Origin of the sequence: Chryseobacterium sp. SN22, from assembly GCF_008329705.1 — a bacterium.
GTDB lineage: Bacteria > Bacteroidota > Bacteroidia > Flavobacteriales > Weeksellaceae > Chryseobacterium.
Map to the genome: position 1 here is coordinate 160,878 of NZ_VTSX01000006.1, position 20,253 is coordinate 181,130.

At 45.4% G+C, this 20,253-nt stretch carries 17 protein-coding genes; 14 read left to right on the forward strand and 3 right to left on the reverse strand.

Going from position 1 to position 20,253, the window contains the following annotated elements:
* Window positions 1–222: 222 nt before the first annotated feature.
* Window positions 223–498 (forward strand): hypothetical protein, encoded by a 276-nt coding sequence (locus FY557_RS05705; protein ID WP_149246326.1) that lies wholly within the window; start codon window positions 223–225, stop codon window positions 496–498.
* 19 nt (window positions 499–517) lie between these two features.
* Here the strand turns inward: FY557_RS05705 and FY557_RS05710 are convergent, their stop codons facing one another.
* Window positions 518–1,657 (reverse strand): cysteine desulfurase family protein, encoded by a 1,140-nt coding sequence (locus FY557_RS05710; protein ID WP_149246327.1) that lies wholly within the window; start codon window positions 1,655–1,657, stop codon window positions 518–520.
* Between the two features lie 439 nt (window positions 1,658–2,096).
* Between FY557_RS05710 and FY557_RS05715 the strand changes: the two genes are divergently transcribed.
* The 11 genes from FY557_RS05715 to FY557_RS05765 all read left to right on the forward strand — a co-directional run bounded on the left by FY557_RS05715 (window position 2,097) and on the right by FY557_RS05765 (window position 16,063).
* Entirely contained in the window at window positions 2,097–2,951 is an 855-nt protein-coding gene (locus FY557_RS05715) for a cyanophycinase (protein WP_149246328.1), read from the forward strand.
* 123 nt (window positions 2,952–3,074) lie between these two features.
* On the forward strand, window positions 3,075–3,524 hold the full coding sequence (locus FY557_RS05720) for a hypothetical protein (RefSeq protein ID WP_149246329.1): 450 nt from the start codon (window positions 3,075–3,077) through the stop codon (window positions 3,522–3,524).
* Between the two features lie 284 nt (window positions 3,525–3,808).
* On the forward strand, window positions 3,809–4,405 hold the full coding sequence (locus tag FY557_RS05725; protein ID WP_149246330.1) for a Crp/Fnr family transcriptional regulator: 597 nt from the start codon (window positions 3,809–3,811) through the stop codon (window positions 4,403–4,405).
* 477 nt (window positions 4,406–4,882) lie between these two features.
* Window positions 4,883–5,785 carry a branched-chain-amino-acid transaminase gene (ilvE, locus tag FY557_RS05730; protein ID WP_149246331.1) on the forward strand — a complete coding sequence of 301 codons (903 nt, stop codon included), beginning with the start codon at window positions 4,883–4,885 and terminating at the stop codon, window positions 5,783–5,785.
* Window positions 5,778–7,463, forward strand: coding sequence for a dihydroxy-acid dehydratase (ilvD, locus tag FY557_RS05735; protein ID WP_149246332.1), 1,686 nt, complete (start codon window positions 5,778–5,780; stop codon window positions 7,461–7,463). Before ilvE ends, ilvD begins: the two co-directional genes overlap by 8 nt.
* Before the next feature lie 227 nt (window positions 7,464–7,690).
* A complete protein-coding gene (ilvB, locus tag FY557_RS05740) occupies window positions 7,691–9,433 on the forward strand; it encodes a biosynthetic-type acetolactate synthase large subunit (RefSeq protein ID WP_149246333.1) in 1,743 nt (580 codons plus the stop codon).
* 135 nt (window positions 9,434–9,568) lie between these two features.
* Window positions 9,569–10,159, forward strand: coding sequence for an acetolactate synthase small subunit (gene ilvN, locus FY557_RS05745; RefSeq protein WP_149246334.1), 591 nt, complete (start codon window positions 9,569–9,571; stop codon window positions 10,157–10,159).
* A gap of 89 nt (window positions 10,160–10,248) precedes the next feature.
* Window positions 10,249–11,730: a ketol-acid reductoisomerase gene (gene ilvC, locus FY557_RS05750; protein ID WP_149246335.1), complete on the forward strand. Its 1,482-nt coding sequence runs from the start codon at window positions 10,249–10,251 to the stop codon at window positions 11,728–11,730.
* 11 nt (window positions 11,731–11,741) lie between these two features.
* Complete coding sequence (ilvA, locus tag FY557_RS05755) at window positions 11,742–13,004, forward strand: threonine ammonia-lyase IlvA (RefSeq protein WP_149246336.1); 1,263 nt, start codon at window positions 11,742–11,744, stop codon at window positions 13,002–13,004.
* Between the two features lie 674 nt (window positions 13,005–13,678).
* Window positions 13,679–14,554 carry an SDR family oxidoreductase gene (locus FY557_RS05760; RefSeq protein ID WP_149246337.1) on the forward strand — a complete coding sequence of 292 codons (876 nt, stop codon included), beginning with the start codon at window positions 13,679–13,681 and terminating at the stop codon, window positions 14,552–14,554.
* A 588-nt stretch (window positions 14,555–15,142) separates the two neighbouring features.
* The gene (locus tag FY557_RS05765; protein ID WP_149246338.1) at window positions 15,143–16,063 is read left to right on the forward strand and encodes a helix-turn-helix domain-containing protein; all 921 of its coding nucleotides are present in this window, start codon (window positions 15,143–15,145) and stop codon (window positions 16,061–16,063) included.
* Window positions 16,064–16,180: 117 nt separating this feature from the next.
* On the opposite strand, the gene FY557_RS05770 is transcribed toward FY557_RS05765, so the two are convergent.
* Window positions 16,181–16,948, reverse strand: a complete 768-nt coding sequence (locus FY557_RS05770; RefSeq protein WP_149246339.1) for a methyltransferase domain-containing protein — start codon at window positions 16,946–16,948, stop codon at window positions 16,181–16,183.
* 83 nt (window positions 16,949–17,031) lie between these two features.
* Window positions 17,032–17,502: an Lrp/AsnC family transcriptional regulator gene (locus FY557_RS05775; RefSeq protein ID WP_149246340.1), complete on the reverse strand. Its 471-nt coding sequence runs from the start codon at window positions 17,500–17,502 to the stop codon at window positions 17,032–17,034.
* A 143-nt stretch (window positions 17,503–17,645) separates the two neighbouring features.
* On the opposite strand from FY557_RS05775, the gene FY557_RS05780 reads away from it, so the two are divergent.
* Both FY557_RS05780 and FY557_RS05785 read left to right on the forward strand, forming a co-directional pair.
* Complete coding sequence (locus tag FY557_RS05780) at window positions 17,646–19,034, forward strand: MFS transporter (RefSeq protein WP_149246341.1); 1,389 nt, start codon at window positions 17,646–17,648, stop codon at window positions 19,032–19,034.
* A 236-nt stretch (window positions 19,035–19,270) separates the two neighbouring features.
* Window positions 19,271–20,020 (forward strand): metallophosphoesterase, encoded by a 750-nt coding sequence (locus FY557_RS05785; RefSeq protein ID WP_149246342.1) that lies wholly within the window; start codon window positions 19,271–19,273, stop codon window positions 20,018–20,020.
* Window positions 20,021–20,253: the final 233 nt, after the last annotated feature.

Genomic DNA, 20,253 nt, shown 5'->3' on the forward strand with positions numbered 1-20,253 from the left:
AAATCAAGATTTATTTTAAGCTGTATGATTAAAAGTCTGCTGCGAATTACACAGAATTTCACGGATGATGGATGGCGTGGCTACGAGTAATCTCAGCCACCGGGATTTTGGTTAGATCAGAAAGTATCAATAATTCTACAATAATTTAAAGTCTCATTTGTCACTGGCTGCGTTGAATCCACGATTTATGAAGGAAATCTGAACATAATTTTAATAAATAGCATGGAAAGATTCGTATTTGGATTTCTTCAAATCACAATAGAAATCTTCTATGGCTTACCAGATTTCTCAGATGATGATGTGGCTCCGGCTCCGCTCAGCCGTTGGAATGGGTTTAAGTCAGGAAGTACAAAAATCTCTGATTTGACGCATCGTTTATTTATATTACAAAGAGAATTCGCAAACCTTTTTAAGGTTTTAAATTTTTATGTGCTTATTCAGTTCGAGCATTTCACTTTAATAAACAGCATTAATATCTTTGTCCGCTCTTACGGTTAAATAGAAGCGCAACAATATCTTATCCTTCCCTGAACTGTGCCACCAATTCCGAAATTCTCCTTACCACAACGTCAATTTCCTCCTTCGTATTATCTTTTCCCAGACTGAACCGGATGGAGCATAAAGCATCTTCATCGCTTAATCCCAGTCCTTTCAGCACATGCGACGGCTCAGTAGTGACCGACGAACAGGCCGATCCGCTGGATACCGAAATATGCTGCAAAGCCATAATTAACAGTTCTGAAAATACATTTTTAAATATCATGTTCGAGGTATTGAAAATCCGGTGTTCAACAGAGCCGTTCACAGCAGTCCCCTCGATTTTCAGCAATCTACTTTCCAGATCATCGCGGAGGATTCCTACATAAGCGGTGTTGCGATCCATATTTTCTTTCGCGATCTCACAGGCTTTGGCCATCCCGATGATTCCCGGGACATTCAGTGTGCCGCTCCGCCTGTTTTTCTGCTGCCCCCCACCGGTAATCTGAGGCTCCAGATATTTTTTGACGCTCCTGGAAATATAAAGGGCACCCACTCCTTTTGGTCCGTAAAATTTATGCGCTGAAAAAGCCATCATATCAATGCCCAGCTCCTGAACATTCACCGGGATTTTACCTACGGCCTGGGTAGCATCGCACAGCAGGAAAGCCCCTTTTGCATGAACCAATTCGCTGATTCTTTTGATATCTTGGATCGTTCCGGTCTCGTTATTCACCAGCATGATGCTTACCAGAAGGGTTTTATCCGTAATCGCTTCTTCCAGGAGCTCCGGATCCACCAATCCGTCGTCTTGAACGGGAAGGATGGAGCAGGCTGAATTATTTTTACCGGTATGATCCTTTATCGTATCCAGAACAGCTTTATGTTCAGCAGATAAAGTGATCAGATGATTCCTTTCGCCGTTTGAAATTCCCCGTACAGCCAGATTAATAGATTCCGTAGCTCCTGAGGTAAACACCACTTCATCCGGCCGGCTTCCGATAAGGTCTGCTACCTGCCAGTAGGCGTGATCAAGCGATTCATTTACCGTAAGTCCTGCCAGATGGCTGCTGCCGGGATTTTGATAGTGTTCCGTAAAAAAGGGAAGCATGGCCTGCAATACATTTTCGTCAAGCCTGGTGGTCGCATTATGGTCAAAATAAATGTTTTGGGAAATCATATCAATTGAGGGAATATTGAATTCATCAACTATAAATTTACAAAATCCTTTTGAAAACAGCCGGTTAAAAATAGGCCGGTTTTATTTGCATGTATACAATTGCGGTTTACTGCTGAAATTCAGTTACAGTCCTGACTGTAAAATCCATATACCGGGCCTTTAAATACCGCAGTGTCGAGGCCGGCTCTTTAGATATATCTGATTAGATAATGTATTTTATGGCAAATAAACTTACCTTTTTCCGCACCCCTTCTGTATTTCCAGCAGGTCCCTGATAAAAATATTTTCATCCATTAGGTTCTTTTCATTATAAAATCACCCAACAACTACCATATCACTACCATATTTCACCGGGTTTTGATTACGATCAATAAGATTGTTGAGCTTTCTCTCTATCTTCGGATGAGAATAGGTAATACACCACCAAATAGCAAAAACAATGAATCCAAAAGGAAAATTACTCATTATCGGCGGTAATGAAGACAAAAAAGGAAACCAGGTTTCCATTGAAGAGGATAATAAGAATTTTTCACCTTATCAGATCCTTAAACTTCTCGTTGATCATCATGATGACCGTATAGAAGTCATCACATCTGCCAGTTCAGAGCCGGAAAGTATGCGCGAAAGCTATGCAAAGACCTTTGCAGAAACAGGCTATACCAATATAGGCTATATCCATCTTTCCAGAGAAAATGCCGGGAAATATTATGACCGGATAGCAGCGGCAAAAACCGTATTTTTTACCGGAGGAGATCAGAACAGGATCTGTAAGGAAATTAAAGAAACTCCTATTATGGCACTGCTGATCGAAAAATACGTCCGTGAACAGGGCTTTATGATTGCCGGAACAAGTGCCGGAGCCATGTGCATGCCTCAACACATCATTTGTGATGCGCTGGATGAAGAAGCGATACTGGAAAACGATCTTACCCTGGGGTCCGGCCTTGGTCTCTTAAAAAACTGTATCGTAGATACCCATTTTATGAACCGGGGAAGGATCGGAAGGCTTGCCCACGCTGTAACCATGCAGAGGGATTGTCTGGGGATCGGGCTGGGTGAAGACACTGCGCTGCTGATTGAAAACGGAAACCACGCCGTCTGCAAAGGGTCGGGGATGGCGGTTGTACTGAACCCGCGAAACATCCAGCATACCAATTGCGGATCAGTTGAAAAAGGCTATCCGGTATTTATCGATAACCTGATTATGAGTATGGTCACAGATGGCTGCAGGATCGATTTATCTTCGGGACAGCTTGAAAATATGGAGGCACTGAAAAACAATTGCGGACAGTGATTCCGGTTCCTGATTTTTTGTAAGCAGAGTAATCTGCCTGATCAGTGATCCGGCTGGGTATATTTGTGATTGCGGTCATGAAATGATTTGCGTTAAATCCCTTTTTTTGCGGGAAAATAGAAGATGAAAACTTTATTATTATTTTTTATGGTTTGCGGGAAAATATTAACGGCTCAGCTGCTGACCGTTAATAACCTCCGGCATCTGACATCGGGTTCTCTGCAGAATCTGGATACCAAGCTGGCAGAACATTTTAATCTGGAAAGAAACAAAGATATGGAAGACCCGGACAACCGGGTATATGCCGTTGCGGACCGGGAGGTCAGCCGTTTTAAAGTACTTACCGTATTTATAAACGCCCGGAATTGCCTGGCAATTTCCCTGGTTACCCATGATCAGGAAGAAGTATACCGGTTTCATCAGGATCTGCTGAAAGAAGGCTTTGCAATGCGCGAATATAAAGACAGTTACGGGAATTCCGGTAAAAACTATACCAAAGAACAGATTATAGTTACCATCAAGGATACGGTTACTGATATTCCTGCTCAACAGATAATCTGGAGATGCCGTTAAACCCGGCCGGAATACTTTTCAATCTATTTATTTCAGCAGTGGTAAAACCACTGAATTAACTTATAATCAATATGTTTTGCAAATCAGGCTCTGCATGCAGATCACGGAATGAAAGATGACGATGGCGTTATTTTTTTATAATATTCCTGCACACGTTTAGTTTGGTTCAAAATTTAATGATTATGATTGGCTTTTTATTCTTAATACTATTAATTTGCTTGCATAAGCATGAAATATTAGGTATTTTTTTTAATTTTACCTAAAAATACAACAATAATCACTGTATGATTATATCTGAAGAAATTTTATTTGAACAAGGAGCAGTTCTGCAGGATTTTGCGCAGGATGAACTTATTTTTAAAGAGGGCGGTCTGTCACAGTATTATTTTCAGATACGGACGGGCGTAGTAAAGCTGAATAATTTTTTTGAAGACGGTAAAGAATTCGTTCACGGTTTCCCGTACGAAGGCCATTGTTTTGGCGAGACTTATCTGCTTACCGATAAACGGTATGCTGTAAATGCCATTGCTGTTACAGATTGTAAGGTATTTAAACTGGATAAAAAAAAATATCTTAATCTGATTCATCAGCAGCCGCAGATTTTTTTTAAAGTCAGCCGGTACAGCGCAGAACGTCTGCATTTCCGCTACGTAATTTCTTCTTTCCTGGCCATTCTCGATCCGCAGATTAGGATCCAGAAGCTTCTTGACCATCTGAAAAGCTATTTCGGCTATAACGAAAAATACAGCTTCCTGGTTCCTTTCACCAGATATCAGCTGGCGTCCCTTACCGGAATGCGGGTGGAAACCCTTATCCGTACGGTAAAGAAAATGGAAAAATTAAATATCCTCAGAATTGATAATACCAAGATTTATTATTAAAAATAATAGATAAAGATATGTCCTTATTCCATTCAAATATCAATAAACGGTTAGGCAAATTGGATAGTAAATCAATTTTTTACAAAGAATCCCTCCATAAATACATCTCATCAGTCAACTTTCAGGCATCGTAGTTTTTATCAGTTCCATCGTTTGAAAATCAACCATTTAGAATCTTCTGGTTAATTAATGAATATCGTAAATAATATAAGTTTTTTATAATATTTGATCAGCTTAAACGAATAATTTCTGATAAATAGATATCTTTTACTGAAATTAATTATACATTTGTACCATTAAATAAAAAAATGAACAACTCAATTATCATTATTGTCATTTCTATTATTATCGGACTGCCGGTGATGAGTAATGGCTCGTGATAATTTGTTCAAACCAGATAACACAAACCATTCTCATCATGAGAATGGTTTTTTTTTATTCCTGAATTCTAAAATATAATATAAAAAACAGTACAGTATGTATTACAATGATGACAGTGTTCTCTTTTTCGATGGAGCGTATATGAAAGCAAAAGACGCAAAAACCGATTTATACGGGCAGTCCTTACATTATGGCTATGCGGTGTTTGAAGGGATTAAATCTTATAAAACCGCAGAGGGAGCCAGGATTTTCAAAGCAGAAGAACATTATGACCGGTTGAGGAGATCTGCGGAAGCGATGATGATACCGTTCAGTTATTCTACGGAAGCGATGGTAGAGGCAACCTACAAACTTCTGGAAATGAATAAGCTGGAGAATGCCTATATCCGTCCCATTGTCATCTGTTCACCGAATATGGCGCTTTCAAAAGGCCGGAAAAGCTACCTCGTCATCGAAGCCTGGAACTGGGACAACGGTTATCTGGCCAACAAAATGAGGATCATGACGTCTTCCTTCCAACGTCCGAATCCCAAAGCATTTAAAGTAGAGGCTAAAGTAAGCGGTCATTATGTAAATTCTATTCTGGCCTGCCAGGAAGCCAAAGACAAAGGCTTTGATGAAGCCCTGGTTTTGGATGAAAACGGAAATGTAGCGGAAAGTTCCGGCGCCAATGTTTTCTTTGAAAAAGACGGTACGCTTTTTACGCCGGCCAAAGGAAATATCCTTCCCGGCATCACCCGGGCTACTGTCCTGCAGATCTGTCAGGAACTGGGAATTCCCACCGAGGAAAAATTCTTTACACCGGAAGAAATGCAGGGGGCCGATGCCGGATTTTTTTGCGGAACTGCCGCCGAGATCGTTGCCCTGGACTCTCTCGACGATATTCCTTTCAGGCTGGATTGGGAAAACAGCCTTTCGTCAAAAGTACAGCGGGCTTACCGACATCTGGTGCTTGAAGAAGATTATACTTACCTGAAAACCCAACCGCAATATGTGTAATACAGAACTGAACAAATACTCAAGAACCCTGACGAAAGATCCGACGCAGCCTGCCACCCAGGCCATGTTCTACGGAATCGGCTTTCAGAAAGAAGATTTTGATAAGGCGCAGATCGGGATCGCCAGCATGGGGTACGACGGAAATACCTGCAATATGCACCTTAACAGACTTGCCGAAATGGTAAAGGCAGGCGTTAAAGATCAGGATCTGGTGGGGTTGATGTTTCATACCATCGGGATCAGCGATGGGATGACCAACGGAACGGATGGGATGCGGTATTCTCTGGTAAGCCGCGACATCATTGCCGATTCTATTGAAACCGTTTGCGCAGGACAGTATTATGACGGGCTGATCACAGTGCCCGGCTGCGACAAAAACATGCCGGGTTCCCTGATCGCTATGGCCAGGCTGGACCGTCCTTCCATCATGGTCTATGGCGGCAGCATCGCTCCGGGCCATTACAAAGGCGAGGATCTGAATATCGTTTCCGCTTTTGAAGCATTGGGAAATAAAATTGCCGGCAGGATCTCCGAAGAGGATTTTCAGGGCGTGATCCGGAATTCCTGTCCGAGTGCCGGGGCTTGCGGAGGAATGTATACGGCCAATACCATGGCTTCTGCCATTGAAGCGTTGGGGATGAGCCTCCCGTATTCTTCATCATATCCTGCCCTGAGCCGGGAGAAAAAAGAAGAATGCCGTTTTGCCGGGCATTACATAAAAATCCTGCTGGAAAAAGACATCAAGCCATCGGATATTATGACCCCGAAAGCCTTTGAAAATGCCCTCCGGCTGATCATGATCTTAGGCGGCAGCACCAATGCCGTACTCCATTTTATCGCCATTGCCAAAGCGGTCGGATATGACCTTACCCTGGACGATTTTCAGCGGATCAGTGACAAAACACCGTTCCTGGCCGATCTGAAGCCTAGCGGAAAATACCTGATGGAAGACCTACATCACGTTGGCGGTGTCCCGGCGGTGATGAAATACCTGTTGGATCTGGGACTTCTTCACGGCGACTGCCTTACGGTCACCGGTAAAACAGTGGCGGAAAACCTGGATCCTGTAACGTCGATCATCGACAGGGAACAGAACATTATCCGGGATATTAAAAATCCGATCAAGGAGACCGGGCATATCCGGATCATGTACGGAAACCTGGCCGAAAAAGGTTCGGTGGCGAAAATTACCGGAAAAGAAGGAAGTTACTTCCGGGGAACAGCAATTGTGTTTGATGGTGAAAAAGAATTCATCAAAGGAATCGAAAACGGTAAAATCCGGGAAGGAAATGTAGTGGTCATTAAAAACGAAGGTCCGAAAGGAGCGCCCGGAATGCCGGAAATGCTGAAGCCGACCTCTGCACTGATGGGCACCGGGTTGGGAAAAAAGGTAGCCCTGATTACAGACGGCCGCTTTTCAGGAGGGACCCACGGTTTTGTCGTGGGACACATCACCCCCGAAGCCTTCTGCGGCGGACTGATCGGACTGATTGAGGACGGTGATATCATTGAGCTTGATGCTGAGAAAAACACCATCAACGCGCTGTTGTCTGAGGAGGAGGTTGCCTGGAGAAAAGCAGAATTTCAGCAGCCGGATTACAAAGTGAAAAAAGGAATCCTTTACAAATACGCAAAATCGGTAGCAGATGCCTCGCAGGGCTGCGTTACGGATTTGTAAATTTTAAGAATGAGGTTAGGCTAAAAGAGGGAGCCGGTATGCCGGAAGTTTCTCCCTGTCATCCCCTCTATACTTTTTTTTAATAAAATCCAGGAAAAACAGCGAAGTATTGTTTTTAACTTTTAAATGGAATACCTGGATTTACCTTAAAAATCAACAGCCAGATCAGATCAGCTTTCGTCAGCCTCTGGGATGGCCTGACTATTTACAGTTTAAAACAACAAAAAATGAATACAACCCTATCGAAAACAGAAAATAATGAAGCTATGGAACAGGAAACGATCGAACTATCCGGTTCCCGGGCTCTTTTGGAAGCTTTGCTGGCAGAAAATGTGGAGACGGTTTTCGGGTATCCCGGCGGGGCCATTATGCCCATCTATGACGCATTGTACGATTATTCCGAAAGGCTGAAACATATTCTGGTCCGTCACGAACAGGGCGCTATACACGCCGCCCAGGGATTTGCCCGGACGTCGGGAAAAACAGGAGTTGTCTTTGCTACCAGCGGCCCGGGAGCAACCAACCTGGTAACCGGTCTTGCCGATGCAATGATCGACAGCAACCCGGTGGTCTGTATTACCGGCCAGGTGTTTGCTTCCCTGCTGGGAACCGATGCATTCCAGGAAACCGATGTCATCAACATCACTACACCGGTTACCAAATGGAATTACCAGGTGACCGATGCCACGGAAATTCCGGAAGCCATTGCCAAAGCTTTCCATATTGCTGCGACCGGCCGGCCCGGCCCGGTTCTGATTGATATTACCAAAAATGCACAGCTGCAGCTGTTTGACTACGCAGGATATAAAAAATGCAGCCACATCCGGAGCTACCGCCCGGAGCCGGAAATCAGAAATGAATATATCAAACGCGCAGCGGAACTGATCAATCAGGCGAAAAAGCCGTTTGTGGTATTTGGCCAGGGCGTGATCCTCGGAAAAGCGGAGGAAGAATTCAAAGCGTTTATTGAAAAAGTGAACCTTCCCGCAGCGGCAACGGTAATGGGATTAAGCGCGCTGCCTACCGATCACCGGCTGCATGTCGGGATGCTGGGCATGCACGGGAATTATGCCCCGAATGTCATGACCAACGAATGTGATGTGCTGATTGCGGTAGGCATGCGCTTCGACGACCGGGTGACGGGCCGTCTCGACAAATATGCAAAACAGGCAAAGGTCATCCATCTGGATATTGATCCCGCTGAAATCGATAAAAATGTCAAGACCACCGTTCCGGTTTGGGGCAACTGTAAAAAAACGCTTCCGATGCTCACGGCACGTCTCCAGGAAATCGACCATTCGGGCTGGCTGCAGCAGTTCCGCGAACTGGAAAAAGAAGAAGTAAGAGAAGTTATTCAGAATGAGCTGAATCCGGTCACCGGTACCATGACCATGGGAGAAGTCATCCGGGTGCTGAACGAGCTGACAAACGGCGATGCCATTATTACGACCGATGTCGGGCAGCACCAGATGGTTTCCTGCCGGTATGCCCAATTTAACCGGTCCAGATCCAGCGTGACCTCGGGCGGCTTGGGAACCATGGGGTTCGGTTTGCCGGCAGCGATCGGTGCATGGTATGGGGCACCGGAAAAAACCGTGGTGGCCATTATCGGCGACGGCGGATTCCAGATGACTTTACAGGAGCTGGGAACCCTCATGCAGTTCGGGGCCAAAGTAAAGATCCTGATCCTCAACAATGAATTCCTCGGCATGGTAAGGCAGTGGCAGCAGCTCTTCCACGAAAAGCGTTATTCCTTCGTCAACATCACCAGCCCGGATTTTGTTGCCGTGGCAAAAGGATATTATATCGAAGGGCAGAAGATTTCAGAAAGAAAAGACCTGAAAAATGCGGTAGAAACCATGCTTAATCATAATGGGCCTTACCTTCTGGAAGTGATGGTCGGAAAAGAAAACAACGTATTCCCGATGGTCACTCAGGGTTCATCCGTTTCGGAAATTCGTTTAAAATAAAACCATCAGAAAAAAAATCAAACTGTTAAGGCAGCATGAAGAAGGTGAAGAACATTCAGGTGACCAATGTTAAAACAGGACATTTTACGTCTGAACCTCAACTTAGCCTTAGACCTCACCCTAAATCAATCATTCATGGAAAAAAAAGAATTTACCATAACCCTATATACCGAAAACTCGGTCGGGCTCATTGGAAGGATTGCCGGGATCTTTTCCCGCCGGAAGATCAATATCGAAAGCCTGAATACCTCGCCTTCGGAAGTAGAAGGCATTCACCGGTTCACCCTGGTGATTACCGAAAGTGAAGAAGTCGTAAAAAAACTCTGCCGCCAGCTGGAAAAGCAGATCGATGTACTGAAGGCCTACTTTAATACGGATGACGAGATCGTATGGCAGGAGCAGGCGATGTACAAGGTTCCTGCCGAAGTGGTTACCGAGAAAGTCTATGTGGAAAGGCTGCTCCGGCAGTACGGTGCATCTACGGTAGTGATCCGCCAGGACTATATCGTTTTCGAAACCGCAGGACACCGCGAAGAAATAGACCGCCTGACCGAGGAGCTCAACAAATACGGGCTCATCGAGTTTGTACGCGGGGCCAGAATCGCGATCATCAAAGACAGTGCGGGCATCCATGAAAAGGTGCTGCAGTTCGAAAACCGCGAACCCTCTCCGAATATTGTCGAAAACGAATATCTGGATCAAAGAGACCACGTTTTTACCATGTAAATTAAAAATTTTGTCAAAAATTTCAACTTTGACAAAATGGAGTTCACCAAAATCAATCATCATTTATTATTTATCAATCATTATTACATATGGCAAATTATTTCAATACCTTATCACTCAGAGAACAGCTTTACCAGTTGGGACAGGCAGAATTTATGGACCGTTCGGAATTCTCCGACGGCGTTTCTGCTTTAAAAGGAAAAAAGATCGTGATCGTAGGCTGCGGTGCCCAAGGGCTGAACCAGGGGCTGAACCTGCGGGACAGCGGGCTGGATGTTTCCTATGCTTTGCGTCAGGAAGCCATCGATCAGAAAAGGGATTCCTGGAAAAACGCAACCGAAAATAATTTCAATACCGGAACGTACGAAGCACTGATTCCCACAGCGGATCTGGTGATCAACCTGACGCCGGACAAACAGCATACTGCCGTGATCAACGCCGTTCAGCCATTAATGAAAGAAGGCGCCACGTTGTCATACTCCCACGGTTTCAATATTGTGGAGGAAGGCATGCAGATTCGTAAAGATCTTACCGTCATTATGGTTGCCCCGAAATGTCCGGGCTTCGAGGTCCGTGCCGAATACCTGAGAGGATTCGGGGTTCCAACGCTGATTGCCGTGCATCCCGAAAATGATCCTCAGGAAAAAGGCTGGGCCGAAGCCAAAGCCTACTGTGCTGCAACCGGCGGTCATAAAGCCGGGGTTTTAAAATCGTCTTTCGTAGCGGAAGTGAAATCCGATCTTATGGGAGAGCAGACGATCCTGTGCGGACTGCTGCAGACCGGATCTATCCTTTCCTTCGATAAGATGGTCGAGAAAGGAATCGATCCGGGATATGCTTCCAAACTGGTGCAGTACGGTGTCGAGGTAATTACTGAAGCCCTGAAGCATGGCGGGGTAAGCGGGATGCTCGACCGGCTGTCTAATCCGGCCAAGGTAAAGGCTTTTGAACTGTCGGAAGAACTGAAAGAAATTATGCGTCCGCTGTTTCAGAAACATCAGGACGACATCATTTCAGGTGAATTTTCCAAAACCATGATGGAAGACTGGGCCAACGGTGATGCCAACCTTTTGAAATGGCGTGCGGAAACCGGCGGAACGGCTTTTGAAAAGACGCCGGCCGGAGATGTACGAATCCCCGAGCAGGAATATTTCGACCATTACCTGCTGATGTCAGCCTTCATCAGGGCCGGGGTAGAGCTGGCTTATGAAACAATGGTAGAAGCAGGCATAAAACCGGAATCCGCTTATTATGAATCGCTCCATGAAGCCCCATTGATCGCCAATACCATTGCCCGGAAAAAACTGTTTGAAATGAACCGGGTGATTTCCGATACGGCGGAATACGGCTGTTACCTTTTCGATCAGGCCTGTAAACCGCTGTTGGCCGACTTTATGAAAAAAATGGATACCGATGTGGCCGGAAAGGATTTTAATGAAGGAAAAGACCACGCGGTCGACAATGCCCGATTGGTACATGTGAATGAAGTATTGAGGAACCATCCGGTAGAAGTGGTGGGCCGGAAGCTCCGCCAGGCCATGACGGCCATGAAATCGATCAGAACTGTTTAAATTGAAAGATCATGAGTGAAACGCTGATATTGCCTACCCTGGAAGCGGTGAAAAAAGCCCGGAAAAGCATAGAAAGTGTTGTGCATTATACGCCTTTACAGCACAGCAGAAGGTTATCCGAAAAGTTTGGCGCCCGTATTTTTCTTAAAAGGGAAGACCAGCAGCCGGTGCGCTCGTATAAACTGCGCGGTGCCTACAACAAAATCAACAGTCTGTTCCTTGAAGGGAAAACCAGGAACGGGATTGTCTGTGCAAGTGCAGGAAACCATGCCCAGGGCGTTGCTTTTTCCTGCCGGCAGCTGGGCATCAGAGGGACGATCTTTATGCCGGTGACGACTCCCAGGCAGAAGCTGGAGCAGGTGGAAATGTTCGGCGGGAATACCATTGACATCCGCCTGGCAGGGGATACATTTGATGCCGCCAAAAGTGCAGCTCTGGATTTTGCCGCCGCTTCAGGAGCCGCCTTTATCCATCCCTTTGACGATGTCCAGATTATCGAGGGACAGGCTACGCTGGCACTGGAAATCCTGGAGCAGCAAAAGCAACCGGCGGATTTCGTATTCATTCCGATCGGCGGGGGCGGCCTTGCTGCGGGAATCGCAACGGTATTTAAAACCCTTTCCCCGGATACCCTGCTGATCGGTGCGGAACCGAAAGGAGCGTCTTCGATGAAAGTATCCATCAGGAATAATCTCAATACGGAACTGTCCGAAGTCGATAATTTCGTAGATGGTGCTGCGGTAAAAAGGGTAGGGGATCTGAATTTCGAGATCTGCAGGCATGCGCTGGCCGACTGTATCGCCGTGGACGAAGGCCGGATCTGTGATACTATCCTCCAGCTGTATAATAAGGATGCTATCGTACTGGAACCGGCCGGTGCTTTGTCGATTTCAGCACTGGACCATTACCGGGATCAGATCCGGGGAAAAACGGTCGTCTGCATCGTAAGCGGCAGCAACAACGATATCACCCGGATGGAGGAAATCAAAGAGCGCGCGCTGCTCTACAAAGGGCTGAAGCATTACTTTATGGTAAAGTTCCCGCAGCGGCCGGGTGCCCTGAAAGATTTTGTGCTGAACGTCCTGGGTGCCGACGATGACATCACCCATTTCGAATATACCAAGAAAAATTCCAGGGAAACGGCGCTGGCCATCGTCGGGATTGAACTTTCCGATCCTGCCGGCTTCGGGGGACTGAAATCAAGAATGCAGCAGCTCGGCTATTTCGAATCCTACCTTAATGATAACCCTGATGTGCTGAATATGCTGGTATGATTTAAACCGCAAAAGCGGCAAAAGATATTCATACTGCATCATAAAGTTGAATACAAAACGCATAAGCGTACAAAGGCTTTTAAAAATTCAGAGATGTTTGCAAAATCCTTTAATGCTATAAATAAACCATGAGGCAAATCTTTAATTTTTATATTCTGTGATTTAAAGAAACGGCAATTACCGGTGACTGAGGTTACCCGAAGCCACCATTATCTGTGAAGATCTGCGGCAATTGCTGGTTTAATTAAAATAAGTTTAGGATTTACAGAAATTCCGAAAGATATGTAAAGAATATTGATGCTGTTATCCTGAGCCGCGTCGAAGGATTATGTATGGCGTCAACGGCTCTATTTAATAATCAATGCTGTTTAACCAATCACTTTAATTTATTCATCACTTAAATTATTTGTCATCCTAAGTCCCGTTGAAGGATTATGTAGAACGTTAATAGCTCCATTTAATAAAAATGCTGTTTAATCAGTCACTTTAATTTAATTCATCACTTAAATATTGTCATCCTGAGCCTCGTCGAAGGATTTCCGGTTCATTTTGTTCTCTCAAAAACAATGAACGATTGATTTCCCTGGTAAAGAATTTCGGCTACAGGATCATGACAATCGGCTACACGGATGCGGGATGAATTTCTGACCTTTGCTTCATCAAAAACAATTAAAATGAAAGTATTTGTTACAGGAGCTTCGGGCTTCGTCGGTTCGGCCGTTGTTCAGGAATTAATCGGTGCCGGCCATCAGGTCATCGGGCTGGCCCGTTCGGAAGAATCATCCACCGCCATACGTAATGCAGGCGCTGAAGTATTATCAGGAGGCCTGGAAGATCTGGATATTTTAAGGCAGGGGGCTTCCCAGGCAGACGGCATTATCCATACCGCCTTTATCCATGATTTTTCCCAATACCACAAAGCCGGTGAAGTCGACCAGACCGCGATCCGGACCATGGCCGAAGCGGTAAAGGAAAGCGGAAAACCGATGGTTGTAACAGCAGGACTGCTGAACCTTCCGGTGATCAACGGGTTTATTACCGAAGAAAGCCTGGCGGACAATTCACTGAGGAAATCCGAAACTACAGCTCTCGCTTTGGCAGAGGAAGGTATCAACATTTCGGTGATCCGTCTTCCGCCGTCAGTTCATGACAAAGGGGATAAAGGCTTTGTACCGTTTATAATCAGTCAGGCCCGCAAAAACGGGATGTCGGCTTATCCCGCGGAAGAAAAAAACTGGTCGGCCGTCCACCGCCTGGATGCTGCCCGTCTCTTTCGGCTGGCTGTAGAAAAAGGAGCGGCGGGTGCTGTATACAATGCGGTCGGTGATTCTTCCATTCCGCTCCGGGAAATCGCAGCACTAATCGGTGAAAACCTGAATCTTCCGGTGCAGGCGCTCTCAGGGGAAGAGCTGGAAAAACATTTCGACTGGCTCAGCCGTTTCCTTTCTTTTGAAGGTGCCGCTACAGGGACCCGTACCCGGGAAGCCCTGAACTGGGAACCGGTGCGGCCAGGCCTGCTGGAAGATATGAAAGAAAACTATTTTAATTAACGACAACCGGTGGCTTCGACTCCGCTCAGCCACCTTTTATTTCGGAAAAATTTATTTTAACACATTAGATACAGAGAGAATTTAAGAAACAATGCATATTTTAGAACACATAAGATAAAAAATCGTAGATTTTAAAAAAGTATTTAAACTTGCTGATTCGCTGGAGACTGAACCTGTTTGAGCCCCATGATGGAGTAGCTTCGAGTAACCTCAGCCACCGGTTTTCCTTTAATTTATGGAGTATGTAAAAATTGCAACGGCCCTTTGTCATCCCATAGTGATCACAACATCGTATCAGAGAAAAGCGTAGAAAGATTCGCGTGTAGATTTCTACGTCGAATCTTACGGGTGGCAGTATGGATTCGGCTCCGCTCAGCCACCGATGGTTTCGATAATGGAGTATAAAAATCTTGATTTCTTCTTCTGTGATCTAAAATATCCGGACTTCGGCTCCGCTCAGCCACTAAAAAATTAAATTTTATGTTTCTCATGTGTCAAACCTTTTGTGGTGAAATTTTTCAGCTAAATGTAAATCACATAAGGACCAAAGTGTTAAAACCATTAAACAATAAACCGTACCTTCGAATCATGGAACAGCGACCTATCCAAAGAATAAAAACCATCAGCGAATTTCACCGGCTGCGCGGATTTCCACCGCCGGAACATCCGCTGATCAGCATTATCGATTACTCAAAAATCGTGCATTCCGAAGGCATCGGCGAAATCAGCTGGGTACTGGATTTTTACCAGATCAGCATGAAGAGGGGAATGATGACGAAATTCAGGTATGGCCAGCAGGATTATGATTTTGATGAAGGCCTGATGTTTTTCATGGCGCCGCAGCAGGTCTTCCGGATCGAGGCAGAGAAAAATCCCAATGCCGAACGTTCCGGCTGGATGCTGATGATCCATCCCGATTTCCTGTGGAATACGCCGCTGGCCAATATGACCGGCCGGTATGAGTTTTTCGATTATTCGGTCAACGAGGCCCTCTTTCTCTCGGAAAAGGAAAAAGAAATGCTGAATGCCATTATCCGCACTATTGAGCAGGAGTACCATTCGGTGATCGACGCATTCAGCAAGCAGATCATTGTTTCGCAGATCGAAACCCTGCTGCATTATTCGGAACGGTTTTATCACCGCCAGTTCATCACCCGCGAGAAATCCAGCCACGAAATCCTGGGGCGCCTTGACAACCTGCTTTCGGCGTATTTTAACAGCGACGACCTGATCTCCAAAGGGCTGCCGTCGGTGAAATCCGTTGCCGAAGCGCTCGGTGTTTCCCCGAAATATTTAAGCGGCCTGCTGAAAGTCCTCACCGGCCAGAGTACCCAGCAGCACATCCACGAAAAGCTCATCGAAAAAGCCAAGGAAAAACTCTCTGCCACCAGCCTTTCCGTCAGTGAAATTGCCTATCAGCTCGGCTTCGAGCATTCGCAGTCTTTCAGCAAACTCTTCAAAAGCAAAACGAATCAGTCGCCGGTAGAGTTCCGGCAGGGGTTTAATTAAGTATGATGAATAAAAACTTTATATTGAAAAACTGGACTTGGTTAAATTTTGCATCGTCGGATAGATTCTTTCATATTAATTCACTGACAGGATGGAACCTTTATGTTGAAAATGGGTCTATCCCCGCCGCCCATACATCAGGATCCTTTTAAAAGAATACACCGCCGGGAGTTTCGGGAATGCTCTTGCAATTCTGCTTTTGAATTCGGTAGTGAACACCTTTTGCTGATCTTCGGTTAATCTTTCCAGATAAGGGATCAAAGCGGAGCCGGAGATAAAATTGAACAAGGTATCATGATCTTCAGCAATGATAGGATATACTTTCTGGAATACATTTAAATCTTTTAAGCCGTTCTCAAAAAGGATCTGTACGTATTCATCAAGATTTAAAACCGGAGAATGAAGGTTCCAATGGTTCAATTGAGTCTTAAACGGCTCTTCTGAAGCCAGATCGGATAAAATCCGGTTGAGGAAGTTCCCCGGCTGATAGGGCATCTGTACCGCCAGCTGTCCGTCCGGATTCAGTTTTGAAATTAATTTCGGGAATAATTCCTGGTGCCGATCCGACCATTGCAATGCCGCATTGCTGAAAATAAGGTCCCAATGTTCATTGCTTTCCAGAACTTTTTCTGTCGTCATCTGCCTGAAATGCAGTCGTTCATGCTGCAGGCTTTCCGCTTTGGCCAGCATTTCCGGGGAAGAGTCGATTCCGGTAAAAACGGATTTCGGGAATTTTTCAGCGAGGATCGCCGTCTGTTCGCCGGTTCCGCAGCCAAGATCGATGGCTTTCAGGTCTTTGTGATCCAAGATTAGGTCTGCAAGGTCAAAGAAGGGTTTGAAGCGGATGTTTTTAAACTGATTGTAGACTTCAGGATTCCAGGGCATAATGGGATGGTTTTAGATCATTCAATTTACTGATTTTATCCGAATCAATAAAACCATTACCGCCTGATTATTGCTTAACCTGATTAGAGAATCTGCGAACTCTCTTTAATGCTGTTCATCACGAAGATACTTTTGGTCTGGCCGATGCCTTCAATTTCGGATAATTTGTTGACGAAGAATTCATGAAATTCATCCATATTCGGAGCAAGGATTTTCAGCATAAAATCGAAATCGCCGCTGATGTTGTAAAATTCCACCACTTCCTTCAGCCGGCCGACTTCTTCGATGAATTTTCCCGCTGTTTTTTTGTTGTGGACATTCAGGGCGATCATGCAGATCACCATCATTCCTTTATTCACCTTTTTCCGGTCGACCACAGTCGTATATTCCTTAATGATGCCCAGCTTTTCCATTCTCCTGATCCGTTCGTGGGTAGGCGTGGGGCTGAGGCTGATCCGGGCCGCAATGTCACGGACGCTCAGCTTGGCATCTTTCTGTAAAATCCGGAGGATCGAGAGGTCTTTTTCATCAGGGGTGTAATTTTCCGTGGCCATTTGTTCTGTTTTTAACGATTAGAAAGATGATAAAAGAGTATATGTCCTTTTAAAAAGTTTGTAGATTGAAATACGTTCCAAATTTAATATATAATTTTGACAATCGTCCTGTTAATTTTAATTTTGCAGCATAATTGAAAAATATGGAGAGAAAGAACCTGATCCTGATGATCGCATCGGCGGGAACATTTGTAGAAGCACTGGATATTGCCATAATCAACCTGACAATCCCTTCCATCCAGGAGCAATTCGGAATCGGTGCGGAGACCGTGCAGTGGCTGCAGACGCTTTACGTACTGTTCTTCGGCGGTTTCCTGATCATCGGCGGAAAGCTTTCCGACCGGATCGGGCACCGGAAAATCTTTCTCTGGGGCTCGCTGATCTTTATGCTGACTTCCTTGGGAGCCGGTTTGTCGACAAGCTTTGAAACGCTGGCTGTTTTCAGGGCTCTGCAGGGATTAGGGGCCGCTCTTATCATGCCTTCGGCCATGTCGGTTGTTACCCATACCTTCAGGGAAGAGCGGGAGAGGAGCCGCGCTATCGGAATTTTCAGCTCATTCGCTGCCATCGGGTCGGGGAGCGGGCTGTCGCTGGGAGGGATCATCAGCACTTATCTGAGCTGGCATTGGGTATTCCTGATCAATGTTCCGGTTTTGCTGGTTACCTTGATCTTCGCTTACCGGTTCCTTCCGAAAGGTGAAAAGGCGGCGGCGCAAAAAACCGACCTGCTGTCCGGCATATTGCTGGTGCTCGGATTATTGAGTCTGACTTATGGAGCGCATGAATTGATCCACATCCGGGAACAGCCTTTCATCATTGCAGGATCTTTACTCTTGGCAGCTGTACTGTTGATGCTTGTGGTATACCGTCTGAAATCGGCTCCTGAACCTTTGATCGATATTAATATATTCCGGCATACTTCATTAACGGTTTCCAATTTTGCATTTGTCGCGTTAGGGGCATTTTTCATCGGGTTTTTATTCCTGATTTCCCTGATGCTGCAGAAAGATATGGGGAACAGTGCCGCTTCTGCCGGATTGATGCTTGTGCCGTTCAGCATTATGTCTGCATTGGTGGCGAAGTTTGTTTTGCCTCATGTATCCAAAAGATTGAATCCGGCACAGATGGGAATTTTCGGATGGGTGTTTATGCTGACCGGAGCCGTCCTGTTACTGATCTCCGTACATTCGGGCCATCCGCTGCCGCTGGTTTTGTCGGGAGCAGCCTGTATTTCAGGAATCGGGATGACCTTCTGCTTTACGGCATTATCCGTGTTGGGGATTCAGGATGTTAACGCCTCGGATTACGGCGTGGCGGCCAGCTTAGGTTCTACCAGTTATTTCCTGGGTGCCGGGTTGGGCTTGTCCTTCATGACCCTGATGAGCCAGGTTTTTCCTTCCGCAATGGCGGTGGGGGATTTAAGTATTGTCATTCTCATCGGATACGCTGTTTTTGCTTTAGGCATGCTGTTTTACCTGATCATCAGGAACTTCAGGATCCGACAGAAAGAAGAAGAAATGGCTGTTTCATAAATTATTTTCCTTTAGCTAGATTATATTGATCCGTAACCGGTGCAATGTGCCGGTTCTTTTGTTTTAGACCCCTAAAGCACGGAGAGAATTTTAATGGTTTGAAAATATTTTTGGTCACACCGGAGAAAATCAGATATTTTAAACTTTGTAGAATTTCAATCAATCGTACGGTTTTATGATAAAGGTAATGGTCTTTTGCTATTTTTGCAGTTGATCCAGCATTCAAACCTCTATTCATGAAAATACAGATCATCAGCGACCTTCACCAGGAATTCGGCGCCACCGGCCTTTCATTCGATAGGGCGGACGTAGTGGTTCTGGCAGGCGATGTGAACGTGGGAACCAAAGGAATCGAATGGATCCAGGCGGAAATTCCGGATAAACCGGTTATTTATGTTCTCGGCAACCACGAATATTACAAAGGCTCTTATCCGAAAACCCTCAATAAAATAAAAGAAGCTGCAAAGAATTCCAATATTTACGTGCTGGAAAATGATTCGGTGGATATAGACGGCGTCCGTTTTCACGGAGCTACTTTATGGACCGATTTTTCGATATTCGGTGATCCGCGGTATTACGGGTTTGTCTGCCAGAACGGGATGAACGATTACAGGCAGATCCGGCGCGATCCGTCCTACTCGAAAATGCGTTCCATCGACATCTTTAAGATTTATCAGTTCTCCCGGTTGTGGCTGAAAGAAAGCCTGGAAAGCTCAAAAGACCTTACCAATATCGTCGTCACCCACCATTCCCCGAGCCTTCAGTCGGTTCCCGAGACTTTTAAAGAAGATCCGTTAACGTCGGCCTATGCTTCGGACCTTGAGGATTTTATTTTCGAACACCAGCCACTGTACTGGATCCACGGCCATATCCATACACCGAAAAGATACAAAATCGGAAGTACGGAAATCATCTGCAATCCGCACGGCTATATCACTGAAAAGTATAATGGCTATGAAAAGGAACTGATGGTGGAGGTTAATTAAAGGAACGTAGCCTGATTTACCTTTCTTAAATCTCTTTGAACTTTTATCAGGAGCTGTTTCCCGCTTTCCACTATATCTTTTTTGTCACAGCCTCCGCTTTGCTCCACCCGCAACAAAAAAGGATGCCGTTGCAATCGGGGCTAAAATTTTCGGTGTTCTTTGAAATAGTATTAAGGCAATACCACCTGATACTTGAGGTGACTGACTGTAATGATGACTGGAAACTTCCAGCT

Bases quoted from the DNA above. Each gene is read 5' to 3' on its own strand.
- FY557_RS05780 (WP_149246341.1), top strand. From the start codon at position 17,646: ATGGAGAGAAAGAACCTGATCCTGATGATCGCATCGGCGGGAACATTT.
- FY557_RS05725 (WP_149246330.1), top strand. From the start codon at position 3,809: ATGATTATATCTGAAGAAATTTTATTTGAACAAGGAGCAGTTCTGCAG.
- FY557_RS05715 (WP_149246328.1), top strand. From the start codon at position 2,097: ATGAATCCAAAAGGAAAATTACTCATTATCGGCGGTAATGAAGACAAA.
- ilvA (WP_149246336.1), top strand. From the start codon at position 11,742: ATGAGTGAAACGCTGATATTGCCTACCCTGGAAGCGGTGAAAAAAGCC.
- FY557_RS05770 (WP_149246339.1), bottom strand. From the start codon at position 16,948: ATGCCCTGGAATCCTGAAGTCTACAATCAGTTTAAAAACATCCGCTTC.
- FY557_RS05775 (WP_149246340.1), bottom strand. From the start codon at position 17,502: ATGGCCACGGAAAATTACACCCCTGATGAAAAAGACCTCTCGATCCTC.
- FY557_RS05705 (WP_149246326.1), top strand. From the start codon at position 223: ATGGAAAGATTCGTATTTGGATTTCTTCAAATCACAATAGAAATCTTC.
- FY557_RS05760 (WP_149246337.1), top strand. From the start codon at position 13,679: ATGAAAGTATTTGTTACAGGAGCTTCGGGCTTCGTCGGTTCGGCCGTT.
- FY557_RS05710 (WP_149246327.1), bottom strand. From the start codon at position 1,657: ATGATTTCCCAAAACATTTATTTTGACCATAATGCGACCACCAGGCTT.
- ilvD (WP_149246332.1), top strand. From the start codon at position 5,778: ATGTGTAATACAGAACTGAACAAATACTCAAGAACCCTGACGAAAGAT.
- FY557_RS05720 (WP_149246329.1), top strand. From the start codon at position 3,075: ATGAAAACTTTATTATTATTTTTTATGGTTTGCGGGAAAATATTAACG.
- FY557_RS05785 (WP_149246342.1), top strand. From the start codon at position 19,271: ATGAAAATACAGATCATCAGCGACCTTCACCAGGAATTCGGCGCCACC.
- FY557_RS05765 (WP_149246338.1), top strand. From the start codon at position 15,143: ATGGAACAGCGACCTATCCAAAGAATAAAAACCATCAGCGAATTTCAC.
- ilvB (WP_149246333.1), top strand. From the start codon at position 7,691: ATGAATACAACCCTATCGAAAACAGAAAATAATGAAGCTATGGAACAG.
- ilvE (WP_149246331.1), top strand. From the start codon at position 4,883: ATGTATTACAATGATGACAGTGTTCTCTTTTTCGATGGAGCGTATATG.
- ilvC (WP_149246335.1), top strand. From the start codon at position 10,249: ATGGCAAATTATTTCAATACCTTATCACTCAGAGAACAGCTTTACCAG.
- ilvN (WP_149246334.1), top strand. From the start codon at position 9,569: ATGGAAAAAAAAGAATTTACCATAACCCTATATACCGAAAACTCGGTC.